The organism is Acinetobacter lwoffii, from assembly GCF_029024105.1.
In the GTDB taxonomy this organism is placed as follows: Bacteria; Pseudomonadota; Gammaproteobacteria; order Pseudomonadales; family Moraxellaceae; genus Acinetobacter; species Acinetobacter lwoffii.
On the sequence record NZ_CP118965.1, the window covers coordinates 14,031 to 38,006 of the forward strand.

Consider the following 23,976-nt stretch of genomic DNA (forward strand, 5'->3'; position numbering starts at 1 on the left):
AAAATTATATCGCTGAAAAAGCCGTTACAGATAGGTTTGTGCAACAAAGCCGAAAGCATACTAAAAAGCTGAATAGCCTAAGCATTAATACAGTTCTAGATTTCGTCTGTGCTTCCCCCTTAATGATTAGAGATCAATTCTCTGTAGTCATGCACAGAACAATATTAGAATTACAGGGAATCTCTTGCATTGAAATTGAGCAAAGTCCTAAAGCAAAAAAACAAATAATAGCAAGCCGTTCCTTTGGCCAGAAAGTTTATAGCTGTGACGATCTTAAAGAAGCGATTACTCTTTATGTTCAAGATGCCGTAAGCCGTCTAAGAAGTGAAAATTTACTATGTGGCTGTATTATTAGTTTTGTGCAATCTAATCCATTTGATAGTTCTGAGCCTTTTTATAATAAATCTTTGTCTTACGCTTTACCCGATCCATCAGACAATAGTTTATTACTTTCTAAAATTGCTACCTCAATGATTGATCAGCTATACCAGAAGAATATTGGATTTAAAAAATGTGGAGTTATCCTCACTTGTCTTGAACCTAAAGCTACTCATATTTATGACCTGTTCACGGACATGAATAAGATAGAATCAAGTAATAAGCTTATGGATTCACTCGATGATATACAGAATAAATTTGGTAAGAGAAAAATAGGATTAGGTGCCAGTATGCTACCTGATAGAAATTGGAATATGTCACATAATAAGCTGTCTCCCAATTACTTTAAATGGGATCAACTTATGAGTGTTAAATAATTAGTCATGACTAAGACAATTTCTTTGCATGTAACTTGCCACTTGGCTAAAAGGAATAACAGGAATTGAAATTAAAATATGCAGCGTTTATAGCTCTTTTAATAGTAGTGTCTGTTATGGCCTTTAAACAGGTTTATAACCCTTACTTTGATCAAGAAAAAGAACTAAAGACTTTTAACTTTAATGGAAAAAAATTAACGGCTCTTTATCTGTATAGGGAACATGATCAAGAAATAGGATTTAAAGAAAATCCTTTATTAAAACCATTAGTTTTCACATGGAAAAAGCCAATTTATACCTGTTTTAATATGGTCAATGTACCTTATGATTTAGAAATATTTTTCTTTAATGCAAATAAAAAAATTATTGGGTCAACTGTAATGGAAAAGTTTTCCCAAAAGCAGTACTGCCCCAAAGAAAAGATTCAATTTGCATTAGAAAGATTAAAAATTTAGATTTTTCAATTTAGTCTTTAGTATGCCTAAAATTACTTGAATAGTAACTGCTTGGAAAAAGTATAAAATATGTCTTTAATGTCGATACTGAAATCTTCAGATCCTAAGTGCAAAGAAGTGAAAGAAATTATAAAAAGTGTCGCACCCCAAAAAAAAGATTTCAAAACTTACAGTGGTATTCCTCCTTTTACTAATTATGAAGTGATGAGTGAATATAAATTAACAAATAGTTATGATTCAGGCTTGGTTGGTACAGCATTTGACTACTTATCAAAAATAATTTGTGCTTACTACACGAATACTGAATTGAGTGCTAAAGAATTTGAGCAACCTCAAATTACTAGCTTTCTAGAGGAAACTAAAAACAAAAGCATTTTGATATTATATAAAAAAATGCAAAAGCACATAGATTCTTTACTAGCTAATAGATCAAACAATTTAGAAATAAGTGAAGATTTTATTGGTGGAATTATTCTCATGGCTAAATTGGAAAATCTATGGCGATCTGGATTTCTACCAGTAGCAACAAAGAAGGAAATACTAAAACCAACGGAGAAAATGGTTTACGAAGATATATCTTCCCTAGTCAAAAATTTTGATAATGTATTCATTAAGAATGGACTTATTAAGCCTGATAGTTTGATCACATACAATCCTAGATATTCTGCAAATATTCGTGTTGCACTAGGTGGGATAGATGCAGATATTTGTATTAATAAAACGCTGTATGACTATAAAACCACTATAAATCATGGATTTATGATCAAAGACAGTATGCAAATCACATCATATTACTTATTCTATTTAATGGATCGGATTATGTCGTCAACGGTGCAGATGCAACGACACAGAATAGAACGAATAGCATTATATAAAGCTAGGTTTGGCCAAATTGAATATTTTGATGTTAAGGATATGCCTGAAAAAGATTTAAAATATGCAATTTCTGAGCTTAATAGAATGTTTAAATTAGGTATGCCCGCTCAGAAAATTCAGGATTTTTAAAGGGCATTTAAGGCACAATAATGTGCCTGACCTTGTTATCTATCTTGCTCTTTCCCCTTGCTCTTTCCCTGCTGCGGATCTAGCTTATTAGGTTGAATCTGTGGCTGTGGCGTTGTTTTTTTCACTTCTACCTGTTTCCGTAAATAGTCCACTAGATCAACTGCTAGTTTCCTATCTTGCAGATCGGGTGACTGTGCTAGAGCTTTAGTAATTTCCTTGTAATGCGTCAATGCTTCTTTTTCTTGCTGTTTAGCTTTCTGCACACGGTCTGGACTGGCCTTATTTTTACCATATCGCTTAAACGATTTGCCTTGCTCTTTCATTTGTTTAACTGACTGTTTATCACTTCTATTTTTTTGCAGCCTAGCTATCCGTTTTGTCGCATTAGCTTCAATCCCTCTGGATCTTAGTTTTTCAGCAAAACTTTCTCGCCATTCCTGAAGGTCAGCCTTCCTAGTATTTAACCGATCCCCTTTTTCAGAAACAGCTTTAACAACAACATGCACATGCGGGTTTTCACTTGGATCTTTTGAAGGGTCATTGGTAAAGGTATGCTGCACCATCATATATTTATGGTCTTTAAAATGTTCCTCTGCAAATTCTTTTGCAGCATCATAAACGCCTTTTTCATCCGTACCTTTCGGCATAGATAACACAATATTAAAAGCCTGCTTATATTTAGATTCTTCATCAGAAATAGGTGTACCTGACATTTGCCAATCTTCAGCAGTATCTTCTATATCATCCTTACCATTAACTTTATTTCCGTCCTGATCAATTCCCTCTAATTGCCCATTCCGTGTGATATATCCCATGTGGGCTTTCACCTTCCCCATAGAATTACCTCCACCAGTAACCTTGACCATTACTTCAGGGGTCTTTTTACTAATTCTATCTAAAGTTGCTTTAACGCCATTTGGAGATGCTTTAGGGGCTGATTTAGCTGAATGGCCAGATCCATTTTTAGGCTTAGACAGGTCATTTAAAAAAGTATCTAAACTTTGGGTCTGATTAACACGCCTAACTTTAGATCCATTGAGTAGCTGCTCACCATGAGCAAGCAAGGTGCTTTGCACTTCTCTGGTAGTCTTACTGCTTCCGTTAGCCATTATTCCCACCTCTTTTTATTGCGCTCTAATACAGTGAAAACATGCCTAACTTGAGCTTTTACTAGCTGATGTACTCGCTCGACAAATTCTCTATCGTAAGATTCATAAATACCATGATTCATATTCTTAGCCATTTGGTTTAGGTTTCTACCAATCGCCAAAAGCTGACTATTTGATTCGCCAAGTTTAAGAGCTTCTTCTTGGCTAAAGAATATTGAATCTTTTGTGACATTAGCTGTTAAAACCGAAATGATATATTGATTCGGTTTCATGCCGACCTGTGCTGCTTTTTCATTAATTGCTTTCATCAAACTCGGTTTAAGCCGTAATTCTTTGCGTGATGTTTTTTCAAATACATCTATAACGTCTTGCGTTTTTTCTATTTCAGATAACTTTTCCTTGATCATTTTTTTGATCAGGTCATTTGGATCTACTTCTTCAAACTTAGCTAACTGATAGATTTTTTCGGCTAAGTCCCTTTCAAGATTCAAGGAAAAATCTTGTCCTGAATAATCTGGATCATTTTCTTTCTTATACGCATTTTCTAAAGCCCTCTGGAAAGGCTCACCTTTCTTGATTCCTTGCTTCTCACACTTAGCTTGCCACCAGTCATAAACGGCATTGCTAACCCTAAATTTTAAAACTTGATCCAAGTTTGATTTCGTCATGATTCCAGTACCTTTATCGAAAGTAATATTTTCGATAGCTATTCTGAAAGAATAGTATAACTTTAATTTGTGTCACAAATTAAAGTTTTTAACGGCTGTTGCCTATCCTGCCATAGATTATTTTTATTCATTTTTCCCTCTTTTTTCCTTAGTCATGACTAAGAGTAATAAAGCTAGGTAGTCGGGATAACCCGCCAAAAAAAACCTTGCATAAGCAAGGTTTTTTTCCATTGGTAGATTTATGCTTCTTGTAAATACTCGATTTCAAGGCTGCTGCAATCTACAGATACCTCTGTTCCATCTTCGTATTTGATCCATACAAAACCCAAAGAAGTAGGCTTTTTATTTAGCATCAGGTTCGCTTGTCGGCCGTCATGAATAACAACTAAAAGCGGTTTTTTGATTTTGTCTGGATCTTCTTCTTTAGCTTCTGGCTGCTCTTTCTGGTTCGATTGATCCATCAGTTTTTTAACTTCAGGTTCTTCAGTCGCTTCAGCTTGATCATTCCCCTCAAAATTGAAAGATTCATTATCATCAATAATGGCGGTTTGCTCTTGGCTTTCTTGCGCCTGTGGTTCTGATTCTGGATCTGCTTCAGTCGCTTCAGCTTGCTTAGGTTCTTTTAACTTTTTAGATAGAGCCTGTACTCTCGATCTGATAATGTCTTGACCATTCTCTAAAGATTCATCCACCCAAGCGCTTACTTCTTCAGGGAATGATTCCCAAAGTTTGCGTAAGTCATACAAAGTCTTTGGAGATTTAAAACCTGCATCATAAGCCTTAGATAAGCACTCTGGCATATCTACTAAAGCTAAGTGAGTAGAAATAAAAACAGGATCTTCATTTAACTTTTTAGCGATTACGTTTTTCTTTTCGCCTTGCTTAATTTTCTTTTGGATGAAAAGTGCAAGCTCAATAGGTGAATGGTTAAGGCGTTCTTTATTCTCCATGACCTGATCATAATCATCATGATCATTATCAACAAAAGCAGGGATAGCTTCCTTGCCGGCCATCACTGAAGCTCTAAAACGTCTAGCTCCATAATTGATAATCCACTTGCCTTGTTCTGTTGGATGGGGTTTAACACTAATAGGTGTTTTAACTCCACGAGCCTTGATGGACTCGACCATTTTTTGCATCTGATCTTCTGGAAACTCAACACGCGGCTGATCTGGATCTTCAAGAATATCTGTAAGTGGAATCTGTTTAGGTGTTCCGTCTGCTACTGGTGCAGGATTACCTAGATCAATACCTTCCAAAGCTGATAAATCTAACATTCCTTAAATCTCCATAAACTTGTTAATGCTTTCAAAAACTGTTTTTAATTCAGCCCATGCGGTAAAACCGCTAGTTTTACCCAATTTATTTGTAGGTATTCCTTGTGCTTGGGCTTCAGCGATTGCAGTCGTTTTTTTAACGAAAGCATAGCTACCGTCAGAGTTTTTGATCAGGTACTTTGAAAAATGCTGAACAATAGCTTTTAGGTTGTCTTTCTGGAATGGAGTGGGTTCAACAATATTCGGAAGGATGCCGATTAATTTTAAATTTGGGTTAAGCTTTTGATTAATCGCTTGGATCTGCTTGAGTAATCCACCGATGCCGTCAATAGCTTCCTGATTCAACTGAATTGGACTTAAAACATAGTCACTAACAATTAATGAAGCTACTTGGCGAATGTCGGGATTTGGATTGGTATCAATCAGGCAAACATCAAATAAAGAATCAACTGATTTTAAAAACTTCTGGTAATTGGTGGCAAAGTTGTTATGCAAAGTGCCATTTTTTTCTATAGCTGTTAATTCTGGTGTTGCTTGTACCAAAGTAAAGGCTTCAGGATTTGAAATAGTTTGATCTTCTTTGGTCAGTATATCGAAAGCAGATACATTAGCTACAGTCACAGCCCCGCCAGTAATCAATGCTTTTGTAGTGTTTTTCTGGTGGTCTAGATCAATGACTAATATGCGCAAGCCCAAAGAATTTAAATAGTGGGCATACTGGCAAATGATTGCAGATTTACCCACACCGCCCTTTTGATTTGAAGCAACAACTTTTTTCATAGTTTCACCTAGTTTAATGGCTTATTAAGGGTCGCCCTATTGCGTCCTTATGCTGTATATTTTAACGTCCACCTGTGGACATTGCAAGCATTTTCTTAGTCATGACTAAGTTTTTTATCATAAAAAAATCCTCCCATAAAGGGAGGACGTAAATTAAAAATCTTCAGGATAACCTATTGTTATAACTGGCTCTGCTTGATCTCCACCATGTACGTGCAATTCTAAAATATGATTTCTCTTGCGACCTGCGCCTGTGATAATCACATTAAAACGTACCGCACTTGGGCTTAGGTGTGTCTTATATGCTCGGCTCATCCATAAAATGTCATGAATAACGCCCTCTAAGTCATTAAGCCATTTTTCATTTTTTACAGCCTTATCAACTACCGCCCAAAGCGCAGAAGTGAAGCATATAGGATGCTTATAATGTTCTTTTGCCAGTCCATCTAATTTAGGACTAATAGAATTGATTGCGACTAAAAAACCATCTTCAATGGCTTGCTGACGTGTGTAAACTGAAATGTATTGTTCCATGATTTTTAACCTGTTTTATTTCAGGTCGCCCGATGCGTCCTGATAAAATCATTATATCAGTCCACCTGTGGACATTCAAGCAAAAACTTAGTCATGACTAATTTTTTATAGGGAAAATTGAGTAGAAAAATATCCGTTTTGATACCTGGCTAAACCGCTTTTCAAATGCTCTTATTTGCGATTCTTGGTCTACTGACAGCCTTTTTTATATATAAAGCTAGGGTTATCCCAGCACCATCCTAAACAGGCCAAAATAAGCGTATATAAAGCAGAACAGATAGACAATTTTTTATGTTTTTTTGCCAGCTAAAAACCAAAAAAATCGCCACTAAAAAAAACCTCCCATTGTGGGAGGTCTAGCTTAATCGGCTAAGTTATAAGTAATTCTGTAATCTTCAAAGTAACCATTTTCATTATCTCCCCTTCTGATTCTTTCAATATGAGTAACATTTTGAGCTACTCGGCAATTAATCATGATTTTTTCAATTTCTTGGAATAGTGTTTTTTCATCAAATATTGGAAACCAAATATTATTATTTGATCCAGTTAAAACCTTATGACTGCAAAAATGAATCAGTTTACCTGTAGGATAGTTTGTAAAGATTGCAACTATTGAAGCTCGCATATTAATACCCATTTTATTTCAGATCGCCCGATGCGTCCTGATGAAAAACATTATATCAGTCCACCTGTGGACATTCAAGAAAAAGTTTAGTCATGACTAAGAATATTAAAAAAAAGCCCCCTTTCGGGGACTTCTCCTTTAAGCAGTCAAAAGTTTTTTATCTTCTGCCATTCTGGTTTTTTTAACTTTCTGGCTGCCGTGTAAATCTCGCATTTGATCTAAGGTCATTCTGCCTCGACCATTTGATTTTTTACCAATGAAAACCCATTTACATTGCACTCGATTCCAGACAAAACCCGCTTCTTTTAATTTGTCTTTGTGCTGCTTAGTATCACCAAAAACCCAAACCCAAACGCCAATAATTTCAATATCTAAACCATCCAGATTAATAATTGCATCAATAGCCTGTTTTACTTTTTTCTCAACTTCAGAGTGTTCTGAACGGCTTGACCAGAAACCACGCCCATTTTCGGAACTATCTTGATACTGATCTTTTGATGCTTCATTAATAATGCGATTTAAAAGCTGTTCATATTCGCTATTAATCTCCTGCATAACTTCGGTTTTACCGCCACGATCAGGATGATTTTTGAAAGCTAGTTTTTTGTACTGAAGTTTTAACTCGTCTAATGATGTAACTGATGAAAAATGTTTCATGTTTAAATACCTGTTTTATTTCAGGTCGCCCAATGCGTCCTGATAAAATCATTATATCAGCCCACCTGTGGACATTCAAGCAAAAACTTAGTCATGACTAATTTTTTTAAATGATATAAATTTATAAAAAATAATTAGTTAAGTATTCTGTCTGGTCTGCTTTTCTAATGCTTATATTTACGTTTCTTAGGCTGCTGATAGCCTTTTTTCATCTTATTTCTGGCTACTCCACATCAAACTCACCAACACGCTAAAATGAGCTTAAAACACACAAGATGAAAAATCTTTTTCCCTTAGTCATGACTAAGAAATTATAAAAAAATCCCCTTTTCGGGGATCTCTTTTAAATTGGACAAGAATTAAAAATTATATGGAATGGATCATTCCTATAAGCTGTCACTCTATATGCTTTAAGGCGTTTTTTAGTGTATGGCTCAAAGGTCACTAAAAAGTGTGAGAATAGCCCACCTCCCAACTGTTCAGGTAGCATGAACATTTCAAAGTTAAAACCTCCATACGTGCGGGCAGGGGGAAGAATATTAAACATTTCATCATATTCAGTTAGTGAAATTTCAATCGGTTCTAAATAGTTATTCTCTTTCTGAAAGAAATCTTTTTCAGTCATAACTGAAGCAGCAGCAAAGCTTTCTCCATAACTGTTTTGTAATTCTAGTATTAATTGACCTACATTCTTTTTAGTAAGACAGCAAACATATTGTTCATTAAGATTGTCTAAGTAGCCAAAAAAATGGACTGATTCAACTTCAGATTTCTTTAATGTATATACTAAAACTAAATCCTGATTCATAACTAAATACCTGTTTTATTTCAGGTCGCCCGATGCGTCCTGATAAAAATCATTATACCAGTCCACCTGTGGACATTCAAGCAATAGCTTAGTCATGACTAAGAAATATAACAATGTTTAGTTAAGATCCCTAGAAGGTATATCAGAGCAAAGTGTCTACTTTGCGAACTGAAGCAATCAGTTAAATTTTCTCTTCCCTGATTACCGTTGCAAGGGGCAAGCGAAGACGACAAAATCTGTGATTTTGTCGAGCTGACCGCAGCACCGCAACTGCTCCCATTTGTTCCAGTAGCGGTATATACAAAGCTATTCCGGAGGGTAGCGACCAGATAGCATAGAAAAATAAAAAATGTAGGGATAAGTAAGGCAAAAACTAAATTCTTAAAAACTTATCAGACTGGATTTATTAGCAAAATATTACAGGTTTGGCCAAATCCTGGGAAACATTAAGTTATTGTTTTTATTATATGGGGGTAAATTAATATTCTAAAAAGATGGCAAAATATTCCACTTAGGCTAAACGCAAATATTTAGTCATGACTAAGGTATCAATCAGCTAATTATTAAATTTTACTATTTGAATGCGAATAGAAAAGATACTTTTTATAGGACTTACGCACTATTATTTATAGATTTTCTGTGGCAGCAGATGATTCTTATCGAGAATAAATTCATCAATAAAGTTCTTGATAATTGGTCTAAATAATTTCTTCTGCCAACGATATACATTTTCAAAGATCCGCTCAAACTGGTTCTTTTGTATCTCAACATAGGCCATCAAGGCTGAGAAAATATGATTCAAAATCAGCTTGGATCGTCTTACTTGAAACTTTTCAATATGACAAACCTGTTTAATTACTCGATGATATTGTTCTATTTTCCAATGACTTGAATGTAATTCATAAAAACCATCAAAGGACAATAAATCATCTTCATCTTGATGCACAATATAAAATCTCTGCTGTTCTTTTAACTGAGTCTTAAATAATTGTACAAAGCCAACATCTTTGAGCCAGACCACTTGACCCTGATGAAAATTCGGCAATAAACGGAGTTGAAACCATTGTCCTTTTTCAGGGGAAACCTTACGGTTACTGTCGACACCAAACATAAATCGAATACCATGTTTTCTTATGGTTTTTAGATTTTCAGTCGATGAATACCAACTATCACCTGTAATGAATTGAATCTTTGCACCCCAATCGAGTACTTCACTTAACATCTCCATAAAGTAATCATTCTTGGTTTTACTTTCTGACTTATCATAAATTCGAAAATTAATTGGAATATTTTTGCCATGTTGATCTGTCGCATACAAGGTAATGAGATTAATACCCTTGACGGATCGGTGGTGTTTACCTGACCAAAAATAGCTAACTAAGTCCATATGTTGACTATATGGCTTATCTAAAACAGTATCATCAATACTGACTATAAGTTTATTATTATCAATGTGTTGAATTGCTTCTTGATATAGATCGTGAGCTGTGTAGTCTTCACGCTCCAAAAAGCGATTTACACTGTCATGCGAGATATTATAAGTCTCGGCAAGTTGTGTGCAGCTAATAGAGTTTGGTTCTGTCATGAGAAAGCCCATATAAATGGGTAATGTACAAGTTGCTGTAGAAGCATGTTTAGTTCGTCTGATCACAGATACGTTATAAAGTAGTTTGAGACTTTTTTAAATCCGTCAATGCGTAAGTCCTATTTTTATATAGATTAATAAGAATTTTTGAAGGTTTTAAATTAAACCTCCATATTGTCTTAAATTAGCGAAGTCTGTTTAAGACAATATGGAGGGTATGCTTTTTAAATATTAATCCTGATCGTCCTTCTTATCATTATTGCTACTAGTAATAATCCCTCGTTTTGCCTGTAACCAGAAGTAATAGTCCATATCTATTGGCTTATGTGCATTAAGCTTATCTAACTTTTCAGTTAATAGAGTTCGCATGATTACTTTAGAAGTATCCTCGTCTAAATTACCTAAGAAATATCCATAATCTAGTAAAAATTCTTCGCAATTTACTAAGGTGCTAATTTGTTTCGGAGATACCTTTACTGGTGGTTTGAAATGCTTAATCCGATCAGGTGCTTTAAAGTGTGATCCATCATCACTAAATGGAATCGCAGCAGCCAGATAACCCTTTTTCATTTTATCTATAAATTTAAGGTGTCCTTGCTCTTTATATTCAGTTTTCAAGTTAAACATAAACTTAATAGCAACTACTTCCTTTCCGTTTTTTACGTTCTCAAATTTAACATTAATATTGCTAAGTTCGTTAATTTCATCTTGAGCCACATTTAAAACACGGCTTTTAAAATTGGCCAGCTCTTTATATTTATCCTCACATTCAAGCATCCATCTTAATTCTTCCAGATCAATAGTGACCTCTGATGTGCGCCACATATAGCTCATTAAGATCCGATACAAGCGAAGGGAATAGCTCGAATTAAATAAGATAATATGCTTCAGTTCATGGCTACTAAATGATTTAGTTTTTTCATCTACTTTTTTAACTAAGTCATAAAAATACTCAAAAAATTCTTTTGCAAATCTGACCTTTATACATTTACTTACTTTGTCATAATGGCAATAAGTCATCATCGGAACTTTAGCAGGTTCATCAGATAAACCATCTTTAACCAACATTGTTGGGTTATCAAATTTTGTATAAATACGTTTTAAAGCGGTTTCCGCATTTCTCTGAATTTCACGTTTATCTGTTGTTGTAAGTACTTCCTTTCTGGCCATTGGAGAAGTCAATTCTCCAAAGTTTTCGCTGCTCACATAAATAAAATCGTCATGAGTAATTGAGGTATTATTTTTTAGCTCATTCTTTCTAACGATGATCATTGCACAGTACATAAGCTTCTCAAGATTGAGATCAATGCTATATCTGGCTGTAGGGAAATCATTGCGGGTCACAACTAAATCGGTCAATTTTGCCCTTGTATTAGATTGGGTATAGTCCTCTAAACCTTGTGAACCAATAATTTTCTGCATTATTTTGTAAATCCGTTATATCTATTAAGATCATTATAACTATACAAGTACCTTTATCAAGTATAGTTATTTAATAACTTTTTAATCTATTGTTTTTTAATATAAAAAATATAAAAAGTCTTTTAAATACCTCTATAACCCTATAGTAGTATAAAAAAATAAATATATTTTATTATTATCTATTTTGTTTTATTTCAATTACTTACGATGCGACAAAACGTATGGCTATTTTTAAAACAAATCCCTGATAAAAAATAATCAATTTTAGATATTTAAATAAAATTATTACATATCATATACTTAGGTTGCGACAAAACGTATAGTTATGGTTTTAAGCCTATACAAATTTCTTCTTTTACCCCAAACAATAAAAATAGCTCTTAAATTTAATTATCTATATAAAACAATGATTTATTATATATATAAGAATCTAGTTAATTCCTGAAAAATATATATAATCGTATTCAGTAAGCATAATTGCAGGTTTGCGACAAAACGTATAGTTATGCGCGGAAGTTGCGACAAAACGTATAGTTTTGGGAGTACAAAATAGGTTAAGGCTAAAAAATACGCAAAAATATAATAAGTTAGAGTTAAAAGCCTAATTAATTACTGATTTTTAAGCAAAATTTAGCTATTTTTTGTATGCTGTTGATAAATCTGTGGATTATCTGCGACAAAACGTATAGGTATGTGACAAAACGTATAGTTATAGCGACAAAACGTATAGTTATAGCGACAAAATGTATAGTTGTAGCGACAAAACGTATAGTTGTAGCGACAAAACGTATAGTTATGAACTTATAAGCTTATGTTTTACAAACAGAAATTAATGCTCTTAAACTGTTCTAAACACTCCTAAACTTTAATTAAACTCTTTTTAAATCTGATTCTAGTTTTTTTAAAAAGTTTTTAGAAATGTTTAGAAGATTATTAAAGTGATATTTACATGACAAAAAAGGGAAGGGATCTAAAAAAATATAAGTTTTGATATATACAAACTTTTTAAAAAAGTTTTAACTTTTTTGTTAAAGTTTAAAACTTTTTCATATATATTAAAATTGTTTAAAAATAATTGGTGTTTTTGTGTCTTTTACACACAGTAACACTTCAGTTACATTTTTAAATTAATTATATTTTGTAAGAATCCGCACTTCACTTTCAAAAAACTAGGAATCTTGCAGAAATGGCTTTAACCATGAATGACTTGAAAACAGTCGATGACTTCAATGCCAATAACTATGGTGTTGAAATTGGTATGAATGAACAGTTCCAATATTTCGTGACTGTAAAAGTAAATAATGTTGATCATGTTATTCATACCGCATCAGGAAAAATTCGATTCACACGGAATTTACCCTTCTTGATTCAAGAGATTTGTTCAATGTGCAGTAATGCCAAAACAATATCTCTAAACTTTGAAGGCAAGTTATTCGTACTGGAAAACTCATTTAAATAGAGCGACTACTTGTGTATAAAAAATTTATTTTAGGTTTAACCTTAGCTAGTGCTTCTGCCTTAGTTGCAGCTAAAGACGAAAATTATGGCTGTCGTGCTTTTATGTGCTTTGCTGGCGGTCTTAATATTTCTGAATGTCAGTCTACAATTCGTGACGTAAAAAAAGATTTGGCTAAAGGTAAAGGCTTTCCTCATTGTTCTTTCGTTAGCAGTAATCAAGACGGATCTGTTGGAGGTGGAGAAGGGCAACCTAAAATTTCATCTTATACAAATAATAAAAGAGTTTATCTTTATGTAGATGACAAGTTAGTTACTACAGTGAAAAAGTCCTAAGTTTTTGCAAGAAAAAAAGCCTGATTTAATCAGGCTTTTTTTCTTGTAATTGTTTATAAAAAATTCTCAAAACTTCTTTGACGGCTACACTTTTTCCTTGTTTTTCCCCGCCATAAATATCTTTTAAGTATTCCAAGGCTTCCAGTGCTTCAACATCTTCAGGAACATCCATATTGAAATAAACTGAAAGTGGAGTTTTGGTTGAAGCCTTTTTTCTATATCTTTTTCTACGATCTACTACCTTTTGTGCTGTTTCTGTTTCTTCAGTCATAACTTATCCTATTTAATGAATGTCCACAGGTGGATATTAAGTCCTTTTCAAATAATTTACTACTTTATCTGTTCGCCACCCTGCGGGATGGCTTTGTATATCCCGCTACTGGAACAGATGGGAGTAGTTGCGGTACTGCGGTCAGCTCGACAAAACCACAGATTTTGTTGGCTTCGCTTGCCCCTTGCAACAGTAATCAGGGAGGGGAAATTAACATATTGCACCAGTTCGCAAAATAGACACTTTGCTCTGAGATACCTTTAGGGGGCTGGATTAGATAGGTAATATAGATGCCTGGATAAACGCTGCAGCTTTTATCCAGGCATCGAGGTTTTTAGTCATGACTAAAACAGATTTTAGCTAAAAGATTTAAATTTATTTAAATTCTTTAAAAAAACTTTACCAAGATTACCTAAATTGATGATAATGCACCTTTGTTACGGGTGTTTTAAAAGGTTTTATGGATGACTGATTTTATAAATATTGATCCTGATTTTTCTATTTCAGAGGTGGTGCTTGAGGAATCTAATAAACAAGAATTTATTAAAGAGTTAATTATTAATGAATTTGAGGGTGGATTTTTTATTACAGCAAAACTGGCATGGTCAGGCCAAAAGGTTTGGACTTTAACAACAAGACGAGAAAAAGATAAAGCTAGGATCTTTAAGGATCTGACTAGGCTTAATGATTTCTTGAAAGAAAAAATTTATACAGAAGAAGTAAAAATAATAAGAATCAAGTAAAAAAATACAAAATCCATTTCCAATATGATATATTTTGGATAATTTACTTTAAAGCTCTGAGAAGATATTTAAGAAAATGGCTATAAGTTTATATAAATATGGAAATTTTTTAAAATTTTTTCTAGTTATTTCATGTGTTTATCTTGTGTGCTTCATGCCACAAGATGCACTGCTTTTAGAAATCCTTGTAGATTTCACTAAATTTCAAGTAGTTGCTTTCTTATATTCATCTTTTCTTTGTGGGCTTTCGAGTTTCCTAAATTTCACAATTTGGAAATAACCCATGAATCTTGTAATCGTTGAATCTCCTAACAAATGTTCAAAAATTGGAAGTTATTTAGGATCTAATTTTAAAGTTGTGGCCAGTGTTGGCCATGTTCGGGATCTACCAAGAAAAGGCTTAGGTATTGATATAGCCAATGATTTTGCAATGGAATATTCATTTATTCCTGATGCTAAAGTTAATGACAGAACTTTTGACGGTGGCGAAAAACGTATTGAAAAAATAAGAGCCTTTTTGAATAAAGCAGACAAGATTTATTTAGCTACCGATCCAGACAGGGAAGGTGAAGCTATTTCATGGCATTTAAAAGAATGTTTAGGTCTGGAAGATGGTCAATTTGAACGAATAGAATTTAATGAGATTTCAGAAAAAGCTATTAGAGAAGCCATTAATAATGGGCGTGGTTTAGATTATCAGCTTGTATATGCTCAAGAAGCACGTAGGGCTTTAGATCGTCTGGTGGGCTATCTAGTTTCCCCTATTGCATCTAATCTTATGGGGCAGACTTCATCTGCGGGGCGGGTACAATCTCCTGCTGTTTTAATCGTTGTCCTTAAAGAAATCGAAATCCTGAAATTCAAAGTTACTAACCACTTTGGCGTTAATTTGAGTTTTGATAAAGAGCCTAAAAAATGGATCTCGCAATGGGTTACAACGGATTTTGTAACTGAGGATCAGCCTTATATTTTAGATCGTTCCTTAGCTGAAGAAGTTGCAAAAACTAAGAAAGTTAAAGTTTTAAACTGCACTGAAAAAACAGAGTATTCAAATGCTCCTTCTCCGTTCTCTACAGCCCTACTTTTACAAGCTGCTAGTGTAGCTTTAGGCTTTAGCCCTCAACAAACGACCAAAGCAGCACAGGCATTATTTGAACAGGGGGCAATTACTTACATTCGGACTGACGGCCTAAATATAGCTGATGAAAGTGTAGAAGAAATCTTTGCTTATGCTAATGAACATCAATTTTCTTTACCTGAAAAGCCTAATAAGTTTAAGGAAAAAGATGGGGCGCAAAATGCACATGAAGCAATCCGACCTGTTCACATAACTGATAAAGATCTAGGAAATTCACCAGAACAAAAAGCTTTATATCAATTGATTTGGGAACGTACTATTTCAAGTCAATTGGCCAAAGCTGAATATAAAGCCGTTACTTTGGAATTACTGTCTGAAGATGGAAAATATAAGTTCCATGCTAAAAGCCGTGAGTTAATAAAAAAAGGGTGGATGGTTTTTGGGAAAGACTGCCTGAATGAAGATGAAAACGAGCCTTCAGGCGTGGTGCCGGTCTTAGAAGTTGGTTCTGTAGTTGATGTTAAAAGCGGTGAAGTTATTGCAAAACAAACCAAGCCACCAAAACGCTATACAGAAGCTTCACTAATTAAAAAATTGGAAAGCTGCGGGATTGGTCGCCCCTCTACTTATTCATCAATCATGGCCAATATTCTGAATAAGGGCTTTTTAGAGGTAGAAAAGAAAGTCTTAAAACCCACTAAATTAGGGAATGATCTAATTGGTAGTCTGTTAAAAGCTAAGTTTAGCTTTCTGGATCTGCACTATTCAAAAGAGATGGAGTTGCAGCTAGATAAAATTGCATCTGGTGAAACTTCATATAATTCGGTTGTTTCTGCCTTATACACTCAACTTGCTCAAGAGCTAAGTACAGCTTCAAAACTGACAGCTATAAACGCAATACCTTGTCCAAAGTGTAAGAGCCAGTTAAAAAAATTTAAGAATACTAAAACCAATCAATTTTTTTGGATTTGTAGCAATGAGGACTGTAAGCACTCGATGGATGACGACAAGGGTAAACCAGTCGAAAAAGTTATTCATTCATGCCCTAAATGTAAAACAGGTCGCTTAAATAAATTCCAAAATTCGCAAACTAAAGAATTTTTTTGGATCTGCAATGATCAGGAATGTAAGCACTCGATGGATAACAAGAAAGGTCAGCCAGTAGAGAAAATCAAATATCCTTGCCCTAAATGCTCAACGCCATTATTCAGATCCAAAAAAGAAGGTAAAGATCCGATCTGGTTCTGTCCTAATCGGGAAACAGATTGCAAAGTCTTTTTGCCTGAAGTTAATAAAAAGCCACTTCTTGAAGTCTATTCATGTCCTCAATGTGCCAGTGATTTAAGACGGATCAATGGGGCAAATGGCTATTTTTGGGGGTGTACCAACTATAAAAATGGGTGCTCCGCTACTTACCCAGATCAAAAAGGTAAGCCAAAATTTGAGGTGAAAAAGTAATGATTGATTTCGTAGTTTTGGCACAACAATGTGCGCCACAAGTTGATGTAAATATTGCGTCTGCAATTGTTAAATCTGAATCCTCATTTAATCCTTTTGCGATAGGGGTTAATCGTGCCGCAGGTCTTAAAAAACAGCCGACTAGCTATGAAGAAGCTGTATCTCTGGCCAAAAGATTAATTAGCCAGGGACGAAATATTGATGTTGGTTTTGCTCAAATTAATAGTGCTAATTTCAAAAGACTAAATCTTAGTGTCGAGCAAGTTTTTGATCCCTGCACTAATCTAAGCGCAATGCAATTTATCTTTAACGACTGCCGAAATAGGGCAAAAGGCAAAGATATTTATAAAGCTATGTCTTGCTATAACACTGGCAACCATTCATCAGGATTTAGAAATGGGTATGTAGCGAAAGTATCAAGAAATTTGAATTATTTTGCTAATGGTTCACTCAATACCATGCCTGTAAAATTCAATCCTCCTTCACCTCCTATGAATAGCTCGGAACAGCTTGCATATTTTGCTACTAATGCAGATATGCCTAACTCCAGTGGATATACCGAAAATACAGAACTTCAAAGCCTTCCAGTAGTGGAGAAACGGCCTTCATTTTTCTTAACTAACGGTACAGACTTTAAAGAAAAAGAAAAAAGTTTAAAATCTTCTATGGTCTTTTAAAATATTTTCAAAAAGTTTAAAACTTAGTGTAATATATTAAATATCTAGTACCAATGAACAATATTTGATTTTCCAAAAATATTGTTCTTGGTGCTTAATGCGCTAGGTCTTAATTGCTTCACTTGGAGAAAATAATGAAAGCAAATCAAACGCAAATAACAACGACTAAAACGACTGGTATCAAAGCAAGCGTATTGATGTTGTTCATGACGTTAATCTCAAGCCCTGCTTTTGCTCAAATCTCAAAAGTTAATACGGTTATGGCTAATGTTCAGTCAGTCTTAGCGGGTGTGGCTGTAACTGTATTTACCATCACTATCATGTGGGCTGGCTTTAAATTGGCTTGGCAACAAGCAAAGTGGTCAGACATTTCTAACATCGTTATTGGGGGCATTTTGGTAGGTGGTGCTGCGGGTATCGCTGCTTGGCTGATTAACTAATGTCGAATTTTTCTGATCCAATTTTCAGGGGTTGCACTCGTCCTGCCATGCTTTTTGGCGTTCCAATGTTGCCTTTTTTGTTGGTGACGGGGGTAGCAATTCTTTTAGCGGGTTGGTCTTTTTATCTACTCAGTGCCTATGTGACTTTATTTATAGCAGCTATTTATGTGCCTATTTACTTCTGGATGCGGGCAATAACAAAAGTAGATGACCAACGATTAAAGCAAGTATTGATGCGGTGGCGCATAAGAGGGAAACAGATCCAGAACCATCAAAAATGGGGAGCAATCTCATTTTCGCCACTTAAATTAAAGAAAAGGAAATAACAATATCATGCGTTCAAAACAGCAAGTTAGAGATAGCGCAAATGCTGAAGTCGCAATTTCAGACTATCTGCCGTTTGGTAATCATGTTTCCAACAATGTTATTAAGCTTAAAAATGGTGAATACATTGCTACATGGAAATTAGAAGGCATTTCGTTTGAAACAGTTGAAGCCGATATTATTAGAATCCGTAAAGAAGGATTAAATAATTTTTATCGTGCTTTAGGTGGCGGTCACTTTGCTGTTTGGACGCATAAGATTCGTAGGGGAGTTAATGAACGTCTAAATGGCGTTTATGAAAATGATTTTATTGCTGATTTTAATGAAAGATATTATCAGCAGTTTCAGGGTGAAAAGAATAAACAGATGGCTACTGAATTGTATTTAACAATTCTTTATCGTCCTGAAATTTCCAGATTAACAAAGATTTTTAAGAGTAAAGCTAGTCGTGATCCAGTAGCCCTGAAAAAGCAGATTAAGCGGGATCTCGATATTTTGGATGATGTAGCCAAACAGGTTGAAGCAAGTCTATATCACTACAATCCAGAACGTCTGGCGACCTATACCAAGAAAGGTTTTGTCTACTCCGGAATGTGTAATCTACTTGGTTTTTTAACTAATGGAGTTTGGGAAGAAATCCCTTTAAGACAGGCTAATCTTGATCAATATATTCCAAGTAGTCGCTTGTTCTTTGGTGACAAAAATGGCTATTTACAGATTAAACATCCTGAAGCGCAAAAATATGTAGGCTTTCTGGATATTCAAGAATTTCCACGTTTATCAGAATCAGGAATGTGCAATTCCATCCTGTATGGAAACTATGAATACATTGAAACTCAAAGTTTCACGGTTTATGGCAAGCGTGATGCTGTAGATAAATTAAAAACAATTAAAGGCCAACTAAATTCTGTAGAGGACGTTTCAGATCAAGAGATTCGTGATATTGATCTGGCTATGAGTGAAGCTAATAGCGGGAATTTCCAGTTAGGCGAATATCACTATACGCTTGCGATTTTTGGCGATTCACCAAATCAAGTTGCTCTAAATGTTTCGAGTGCCAGAACTGCTTTATCAGATGAAGCAGGGTTCAAAATGGCTGTAATTGATACTGTTCCTGAATGTGCATGGTTCTCGCAATTAGCGGGTAACTTTAATATGCGTCCAAGAGAAGCATATCTCACAAGCCTAAATTTTTCTGCTTTAAGCCCTTTTCATAACTTCGCAAGAGGTAAGCGTGACGGCAATCCTTGGGGTGAAGCACTAGCTTTATTTAAAACTCCAAGTGGCCAACCATTTTACTTTAATCATCATGTCAGCCCTGATAAGCAAGATTCTACAGATGACAAGATGCCAGGTAATACGTGTGTCATTGGAACAACTGGTGTGGGGAAAACAACCCTAGTCATGGCCATGATGATGTTTGCTTGTAAGTATAAAAATCTGAAGGGTGTTTTCTTTGATAAAGATAGGGGCGCAGAAATTGGGATTAGACGGATTGGGGGTCAATACTATGCCTTAGAGCGTGGTGTACCAACTGGCTTTAATCCGTTGCAGCTACCACCGACTGAAACAAATATTCAGTTTGTAGAAAAGCTTGTAAAAATTCTGGTAGGTGGCGTTCGTAATGCTGCTGAAGATCTGGAAATCAGTCAGGCTGTTCGTACCATTATGCGTGATGATATGCCGTTAGAACTCCGCAGACTTTCAGCTTTATATATGAATCTGAAAGTAAATGGCGGGGGTGATTCGCTTCAGGATCGTTTAGCTAAATGGTGTAACACTGCTGATCATGACGGAAATTTATCTTGGGTCTTTGATAATCCATACGATACTCAAGACTTTTCTAAAGCCAAAATGCCAATCTTTGGTTATGACTACACGGAATTTTTAGATGATCCAGAAGTCCGTACACCAATCATGGCTTATCTATTACACATCACAGATTCATTGATTGATGGTAGTCCGTTTATTTATTGGATGGACGAGTTTTGGAAGCCATTAACAGATGAATATTTCAAAGATTTTGCCAAAGATAAGCAGAAAACTATACGTAAATTGAATGGTCTAGGTGTCTTTATGACGCAATCTCCAAGTGACGTTTTAGATTCTGACATTGGTAAAACAATGGTTGAACAAAGCGTTACTCAAATCTTTTTACCTAATCCTCGTGCTGATTACGATGACTATGTAAACGGCTTTAAGGTCACTCCGCAAGAATTTGAAATTATTAAAGAGCTAGAAGAAAACTCACGCATGTTCTTAGTTAAGCAGGGTAGCCGTTCCGCACTCTGCAAAATGGATCTAGGCGAAATGCGTGACGTTTTACAGATTATTTCAGGCTCTAAGGACAATGTAGAACTTCTCGAAAATCTCATGAATGAAGTTGGTGAAGATCCTAACGATTGGGGCGAACTTTTCTTACAACGGATCGCAGAACGTAAAAAATTAATTTCAGAAAAAGGAGTTGCTTAGTCATGACTAAGTTTTTAGCACTATCTAGTTTGTTGGTTATTTCTACTTTAACAACTGCATGTTCTGATGATAAGGAACAGGTTAAGCAGTTAAAAGAAGAAGTGAAGGCTGCACAACAATTAAAACTTCAAGACTTAACTGCTGAACAGCAAGAAGAACTGAAGCAGCGCAAGGCTAGAGCATCCCAAAAGGGCAATATTCTTGATGAATATGATCCTTCTGCACCTCAAAAACCAGTAAAACCAGTAAAACCAGAAACCAAAAAAGGATCTGGAAATATTCTTGATGGATATAACCCAGATTCAAAATAATTAAGGATTCATAGGGGATTGCAATGGCAATTATTACTACATTAGAAACAAAAATTGATTCTCTATTAGCAAGTTACGTGACAGGTGTTAGTAGTAATATCGCTTCTGCAATTGTTCCTATAGCTTTGACTGCTGCAACAATTTATATCCTGATCATTGGCTACAATATTGCGACTGGCGCACAAGAAGATTCTATTTATACCGCTTTATGGAAGTTTTTTAAGATCGCTTTTGTTGGTGGAATTGCTTTAAGTGCGGGAGTCTATCAATCCTTTGTTGTTGAAGCTATTAACGGACTAGCCATAGGTTTAATTCAGATTGTTAGTCCAGGTGGTGAATCTTCGTTAGGTGCTTTACTGGATCAAGTGAGCGTTCCGTGGGGTGATTTAATCCAAAAATTAGGTGAAGAAGCTGAATCAGCTTCTGGCGTTTTCCCTGATATTGGCTTGTATTTATCTGCTGCTGTTGTTTCTGTCGCTCAATTCCTATTGTTCTTCATTGGTACTGGTCTATATTTACTGGCAAAAATCAGTCTGCAACTTTGTTTAGGCGTTGGTCCCATATTCATTCTGTGTGCAATGTTCCCTGCTACACAAAAATATTTTGAAAGTTGGCTTTCTCAAACATTGAGCTATGTTTTCACCATAGGCTTTATCACAGCAATTATCAGTATGCTCTTTGCTTTCGTTTCAGGCATGTGTACGCAAATCGCTAATAACTTTGATGCGGGTGACATTCTTACTTCTGTAGTTTCCCTCTGTATTGTTGCGGGAACTATTGTAGTGATCATGTGGAACATTCCAACGATGGCTTCAGCCATAACAGGTGGGGCGGGTGTTCAAGGTGTCGGTCGTGCTGTAGCACAAGCAATTACTAAAGGTCGTGGCGGTAATAATTCAAAATCTGATAGTGCTTCAGCTACTCCTACTACTGGGGGAAGTGTTCAAGGGAATTCTAGCAGCTCTAATAATTCCAATAGCTCGAATACAGGAGGATCTAAGCCGTTATATCAACGACATACTCTCTCTAACCTCAAAAGAAACAAATAGGAATTTTTCTAATGAAAAAACAATTGTTAGCTTTGGGTTTAGGTTCATCTTTGTTTATTAGTGGTCAAGCCAATGCTACAGGTATTCCTGTCATTGACGGTGCTAACCTTGTTCAAGCTGTTCAAAATATGGTGGCTTGGGGTGAGCAATACAATCAGATGGTGAACCAGATCCAACAGGCAAAACAGCAATACGATTCCATTACTGGTATTCGTGGTTTCGGTGACGCTGTCAATAATCCATATCTTAAAGACGTGATTCCAAGTGACGTTGCTGACATTTATAAAGGCATCCAACAAGGCGGTGTCAATGGTATGACTTCAGCAGCTAGAAACATTCGTGATGCCACAATGGTTTATGACTGTGCTTCTAGAACTGGCCAGAACTATAAAGCCTGTCAAGCTGCATTAAATAACAATGCACAAACACAGGCTTTAAATCAGCAAGCGTTAGGCGTTGCGGATCTGCGTACTGAGCAGATTGATAATCTGCGTAAACAGATCAATAACACTACTGATGCTAAAGCTATCGCTGAGTTACAGGCTAGGATTCAAGCAGAACAGTCACAAGTTGCTAATGATGCAAACCGAATTGCTTTGATGCAGGCGCAAGCGCAAGCTCAAAAAGATGCAGCACAACAGCTTGAAATTGAAGGCCGATTAAAACGTGCTGCCCAAAAAGGCAACATTCTTGACGGCTACTCTGGTAACTAAACTTTTAAAAAAAAGCCCATTTCTTTTGAAATGGGTATTTTTTTTGCAATTTTTCAGAAAACATTGAATTTATAAAACCAAAATATATTATTTTGGTTTACGGTTTTTATATTTTTTGGCATACTTAGAGAAATAACTCTAATAGGGTCTATCATGAACAAACTTAAAAAAGTATCTGCTGCTGAAGAAGCTAAAAGCTATGAAAAAGCTATGGATTGGGAAGCAGATCTTATTGCGATGCGGGCTAAGTCAGAACGTAAAGCTTGGACTATTGCAAAAGTAGCGGTGGGCGTGGCCGTCTTAGAAGCCATTGGATTAGTGACATTAGCTCCAATGCGCCAGACTGTACCTGTTGTTTTCACAGTAGATAAAGCTCAAGGAAATGTTGAATACGTGGGCGTTGTTGATGATCAGCAAGTAAAAGGCAAACAAGAATTAATTGATAAAAATAACATTACTCGCTATGTAACCGCCCGTGAGAGTTATTTCTATCCGTTATTACAGCCAGATTATGATTTAGTCATGACTATGAGCAGTAATCAGGTCGGTAATGACTTTGCTTCACTCTATGAAGGTGATAGCGCAAGAGATAAAAAGTACGGCAAAAAATATGAATTAAAAGTTGATGTGATTTCTGTCCAGACTAATCAGGATGAAACAGGTTTTACCGCTAGTGTCCGCTTCACTAAGACTTTGCATTCAGTCGAAGCTAATCGTGATGAACAGCCACAATATTATATTGCAAGTATTCGATATGAATATGCTCCGAACAATCTAAATAAACTGGTAGAAAAAGATCTAATTAAAAATCCATTCGGCTTTAAGGTCGTGGGCTATCGTGTCGATCCTGAACTATCTCCTAACAGACCTGTAGCGCAAGCTGCGGTTGTTGAACCTAGTCAGCAAGTCTATGTTCCGATTCAACAAGGCGGGGCTGCTGTTCAGCCACAAGCTCAACAAGGAATGTAA

25 protein-coding genes and 1 pseudogene are annotated in these 23,976 nt (G+C 35.5%); 15 read left to right on the forward strand and 11 right to left on the reverse strand.

Features of this window, described 5'->3' with window-relative positions; genetic code table 11:
* Window positions 1–50 precede the first annotated feature (50 nt).
* The 3 genes and pseudogenes from PYW33_RS16530 to PYW33_RS16540 form a co-directional block, all read left to right on the forward strand.
* Window positions 51–755 (forward strand): annotated as a pseudogene (locus PYW33_RS16530) (DinB/UmuC family translesion DNA polymerase); the annotation flags it as partial.
* A gap of 116 nt (window positions 756–871) precedes the next feature.
* Window positions 872–1,210, forward strand: coding sequence for a DUF192 domain-containing protein (locus PYW33_RS16535; RefSeq protein WP_004644788.1), 339 nt, complete (start codon window positions 872–874; stop codon window positions 1,208–1,210).
* A gap of 69 nt (window positions 1,211–1,279) precedes the next feature.
* Complete coding sequence (locus tag PYW33_RS16540) at window positions 1,280–2,215, forward strand: hypothetical protein (RefSeq protein WP_004644787.1); 936 nt, start codon at window positions 1,280–1,282, stop codon at window positions 2,213–2,215.
* A 35-nt stretch (window positions 2,216–2,250) separates the two neighbouring features.
* On the opposite strand, the gene PYW33_RS16545 is transcribed toward PYW33_RS16540, so the two are convergent.
* The 10 genes from PYW33_RS16545 to PYW33_RS16590 all read right to left on the reverse strand — a co-directional run bounded on the left by PYW33_RS16545 (window position 2,251) and on the right by PYW33_RS16590 (window position 11,680).
* A complete protein-coding gene (locus PYW33_RS16545; protein WP_004644785.1) occupies window positions 2,251–3,324 on the reverse strand; it encodes a relaxase/mobilization nuclease domain-containing protein in 1,074 nt (357 codons plus the stop codon).
* A complete protein-coding gene (locus PYW33_RS16550; RefSeq protein ID WP_004644784.1) occupies window positions 3,324–3,992 on the reverse strand; it encodes a plasmid mobilization protein in 669 nt (222 codons plus the stop codon). Before PYW33_RS16550 ends, PYW33_RS16545 begins: the two co-directional genes overlap by 1 nt.
* A 239-nt stretch (window positions 3,993–4,231) precedes the next feature.
* A complete protein-coding gene (locus tag PYW33_RS16555) occupies window positions 4,232–5,269 on the reverse strand; it encodes a ParB/RepB/Spo0J family partition protein (protein ID WP_004644783.1) in 1,038 nt (345 codons plus the stop codon).
* A gap of 3 nt (window positions 5,270–5,272) precedes the next feature.
* On the reverse strand, window positions 5,273–6,049 hold the full coding sequence (locus tag PYW33_RS16560) for a ParA family protein (protein WP_004644782.1): 777 nt from the start codon (window positions 6,047–6,049) through the stop codon (window positions 5,273–5,275).
* A 153-nt stretch (window positions 6,050–6,202) separates the two neighbouring features.
* Window positions 6,203–6,583 (reverse strand): DUF6573 family protein, encoded by a 381-nt coding sequence (locus tag PYW33_RS16565; RefSeq protein WP_004644781.1) that lies wholly within the window; start codon window positions 6,581–6,583, stop codon window positions 6,203–6,205.
* A gap of 361 nt (window positions 6,584–6,944) precedes the next feature.
* The gene (locus tag PYW33_RS16570; RefSeq protein WP_016807023.1) at window positions 6,945–7,220 is read right to left on the reverse strand and encodes a hypothetical protein; all 276 of its coding nucleotides are present in this window, start codon (window positions 7,218–7,220) and stop codon (window positions 6,945–6,947) included.
* A 126-nt stretch (window positions 7,221–7,346) separates the two neighbouring features.
* Complete coding sequence (locus PYW33_RS16575) at window positions 7,347–7,865, reverse strand: hypothetical protein (protein WP_004644780.1); 519 nt, start codon at window positions 7,863–7,865, stop codon at window positions 7,347–7,349.
* Between the two features lie 343 nt (window positions 7,866–8,208).
* Complete coding sequence (locus PYW33_RS16580; RefSeq protein ID WP_004644779.1) at window positions 8,209–8,673, reverse strand: hypothetical protein; 465 nt, start codon at window positions 8,671–8,673, stop codon at window positions 8,209–8,211.
* 622 nt (window positions 8,674–9,295) lie between these two features.
* Window positions 9,296–10,324 carry an IS701 family transposase gene (locus tag PYW33_RS16585; RefSeq protein WP_080591875.1) on the reverse strand — a complete coding sequence of 343 codons (1,029 nt, stop codon included), beginning with the start codon at window positions 10,322–10,324 and terminating at the stop codon, window positions 9,296–9,298.
* 165 nt (window positions 10,325–10,489) lie between these two features.
* Window positions 10,490–11,680 carry a replication initiation protein gene (locus tag PYW33_RS16590; protein ID WP_004644776.1) on the reverse strand — a complete coding sequence of 397 codons (1,191 nt, stop codon included), beginning with the start codon at window positions 11,678–11,680 and terminating at the stop codon, window positions 10,490–10,492.
* A 1,186-nt stretch (window positions 11,681–12,866) separates the two neighbouring features.
* Here PYW33_RS16590 and PYW33_RS16595 point away from each other — a divergent pair.
* Window positions 12,867–13,139 (forward strand): hypothetical protein, encoded by a 273-nt coding sequence (locus tag PYW33_RS16595; protein ID WP_004644775.1) that lies wholly within the window; start codon window positions 12,867–12,869, stop codon window positions 13,137–13,139.
* A gap of 11 nt (window positions 13,140–13,150) precedes the next feature.
* Window positions 13,151–13,471 (forward strand): hypothetical protein, encoded by a 321-nt coding sequence (locus tag PYW33_RS16600; protein WP_004644774.1) that lies wholly within the window; start codon window positions 13,151–13,153, stop codon window positions 13,469–13,471.
* Between the two features lie 25 nt (window positions 13,472–13,496).
* On the opposite strand, the gene PYW33_RS16605 is transcribed toward PYW33_RS16600, so the two are convergent.
* The gene (locus PYW33_RS16605) at window positions 13,497–13,742 is read right to left on the reverse strand and encodes a hypothetical protein (RefSeq protein WP_004644773.1); all 246 of its coding nucleotides are present in this window, start codon (window positions 13,740–13,742) and stop codon (window positions 13,497–13,499) included.
* 464 nt (window positions 13,743–14,206) lie between these two features.
* Here PYW33_RS16605 and PYW33_RS16610 point away from each other — a divergent pair, with 464 nt between their 5' ends.
* From PYW33_RS16610 to PYW33_RS16655, 10 genes are all read left to right on the forward strand, one after another.
* Window positions 14,207–14,485: a hypothetical protein gene (locus PYW33_RS16610; protein WP_004644772.1), complete on the forward strand. Its 279-nt coding sequence runs from the start codon at window positions 14,207–14,209 to the stop codon at window positions 14,483–14,485.
* Between the two features lie 283 nt (window positions 14,486–14,768).
* Window positions 14,769–17,021, forward strand: a complete 2,253-nt coding sequence (gene topA / locus PYW33_RS16615; RefSeq protein WP_004644771.1) for a type I DNA topoisomerase — start codon at window positions 14,769–14,771, stop codon at window positions 17,019–17,021.
* The gene (locus PYW33_RS16620) at window positions 17,021–17,698 is read left to right on the forward strand and encodes a lytic transglycosylase domain-containing protein (protein ID WP_004644770.1); all 678 of its coding nucleotides are present in this window, start codon (window positions 17,021–17,023) and stop codon (window positions 17,696–17,698) included. Before topA ends, PYW33_RS16620 begins: the two co-directional genes overlap by 1 nt.
* A gap of 134 nt (window positions 17,699–17,832) precedes the next feature.
* Window positions 17,833–18,138: a TrbC/VirB2 family protein gene (locus PYW33_RS16625; protein WP_004644768.1), complete on the forward strand. Its 306-nt coding sequence runs from the start codon at window positions 17,833–17,835 to the stop codon at window positions 18,136–18,138.
* Entirely contained in the window at window positions 18,138–18,464 is a 327-nt protein-coding gene (locus PYW33_RS16630; protein WP_005407440.1) for a VirB3 family type IV secretion system protein, read from the forward strand. The genes PYW33_RS16625 and PYW33_RS16630 overlap by 1 nt, the downstream gene beginning before the upstream one ends.
* Window positions 18,465–18,471: 7 nt before the next feature.
* Window positions 18,472–20,934 carry a VirB4 family type IV secretion/conjugal transfer ATPase gene (locus PYW33_RS16635; RefSeq protein WP_004644767.1) on the forward strand — a complete coding sequence of 821 codons (2,463 nt, stop codon included), beginning with the start codon at window positions 18,472–18,474 and terminating at the stop codon, window positions 20,932–20,934.
* 2 nt (window positions 20,935–20,936) lie between these two features.
* A complete protein-coding gene (locus PYW33_RS16640; protein ID WP_004644766.1) occupies window positions 20,937–21,245 on the forward strand; it encodes a hypothetical protein in 309 nt (102 codons plus the stop codon).
* 23 nt (window positions 21,246–21,268) lie between these two features.
* The gene (locus tag PYW33_RS16645) at window positions 21,269–22,294 is read left to right on the forward strand and encodes a TrbL/VirB6 family protein (RefSeq protein ID WP_004644765.1); all 1,026 of its coding nucleotides are present in this window, start codon (window positions 21,269–21,271) and stop codon (window positions 22,292–22,294) included.
* 11 nt (window positions 22,295–22,305) lie between these two features.
* Window positions 22,306–23,007 (forward strand): P-type DNA transfer protein VirB5, encoded by a 702-nt coding sequence (gene virB5 / locus PYW33_RS16650; protein WP_004644764.1) that lies wholly within the window; start codon window positions 22,306–22,308, stop codon window positions 23,005–23,007.
* 153 nt (window positions 23,008–23,160) lie between these two features.
* The gene (locus tag PYW33_RS16655; RefSeq protein WP_004644763.1) at window positions 23,161–23,976 is read left to right on the forward strand and encodes a VirB8 family type IV secretion system protein; all 816 of its coding nucleotides are present in this window, start codon (window positions 23,161–23,163) and stop codon (window positions 23,974–23,976) included.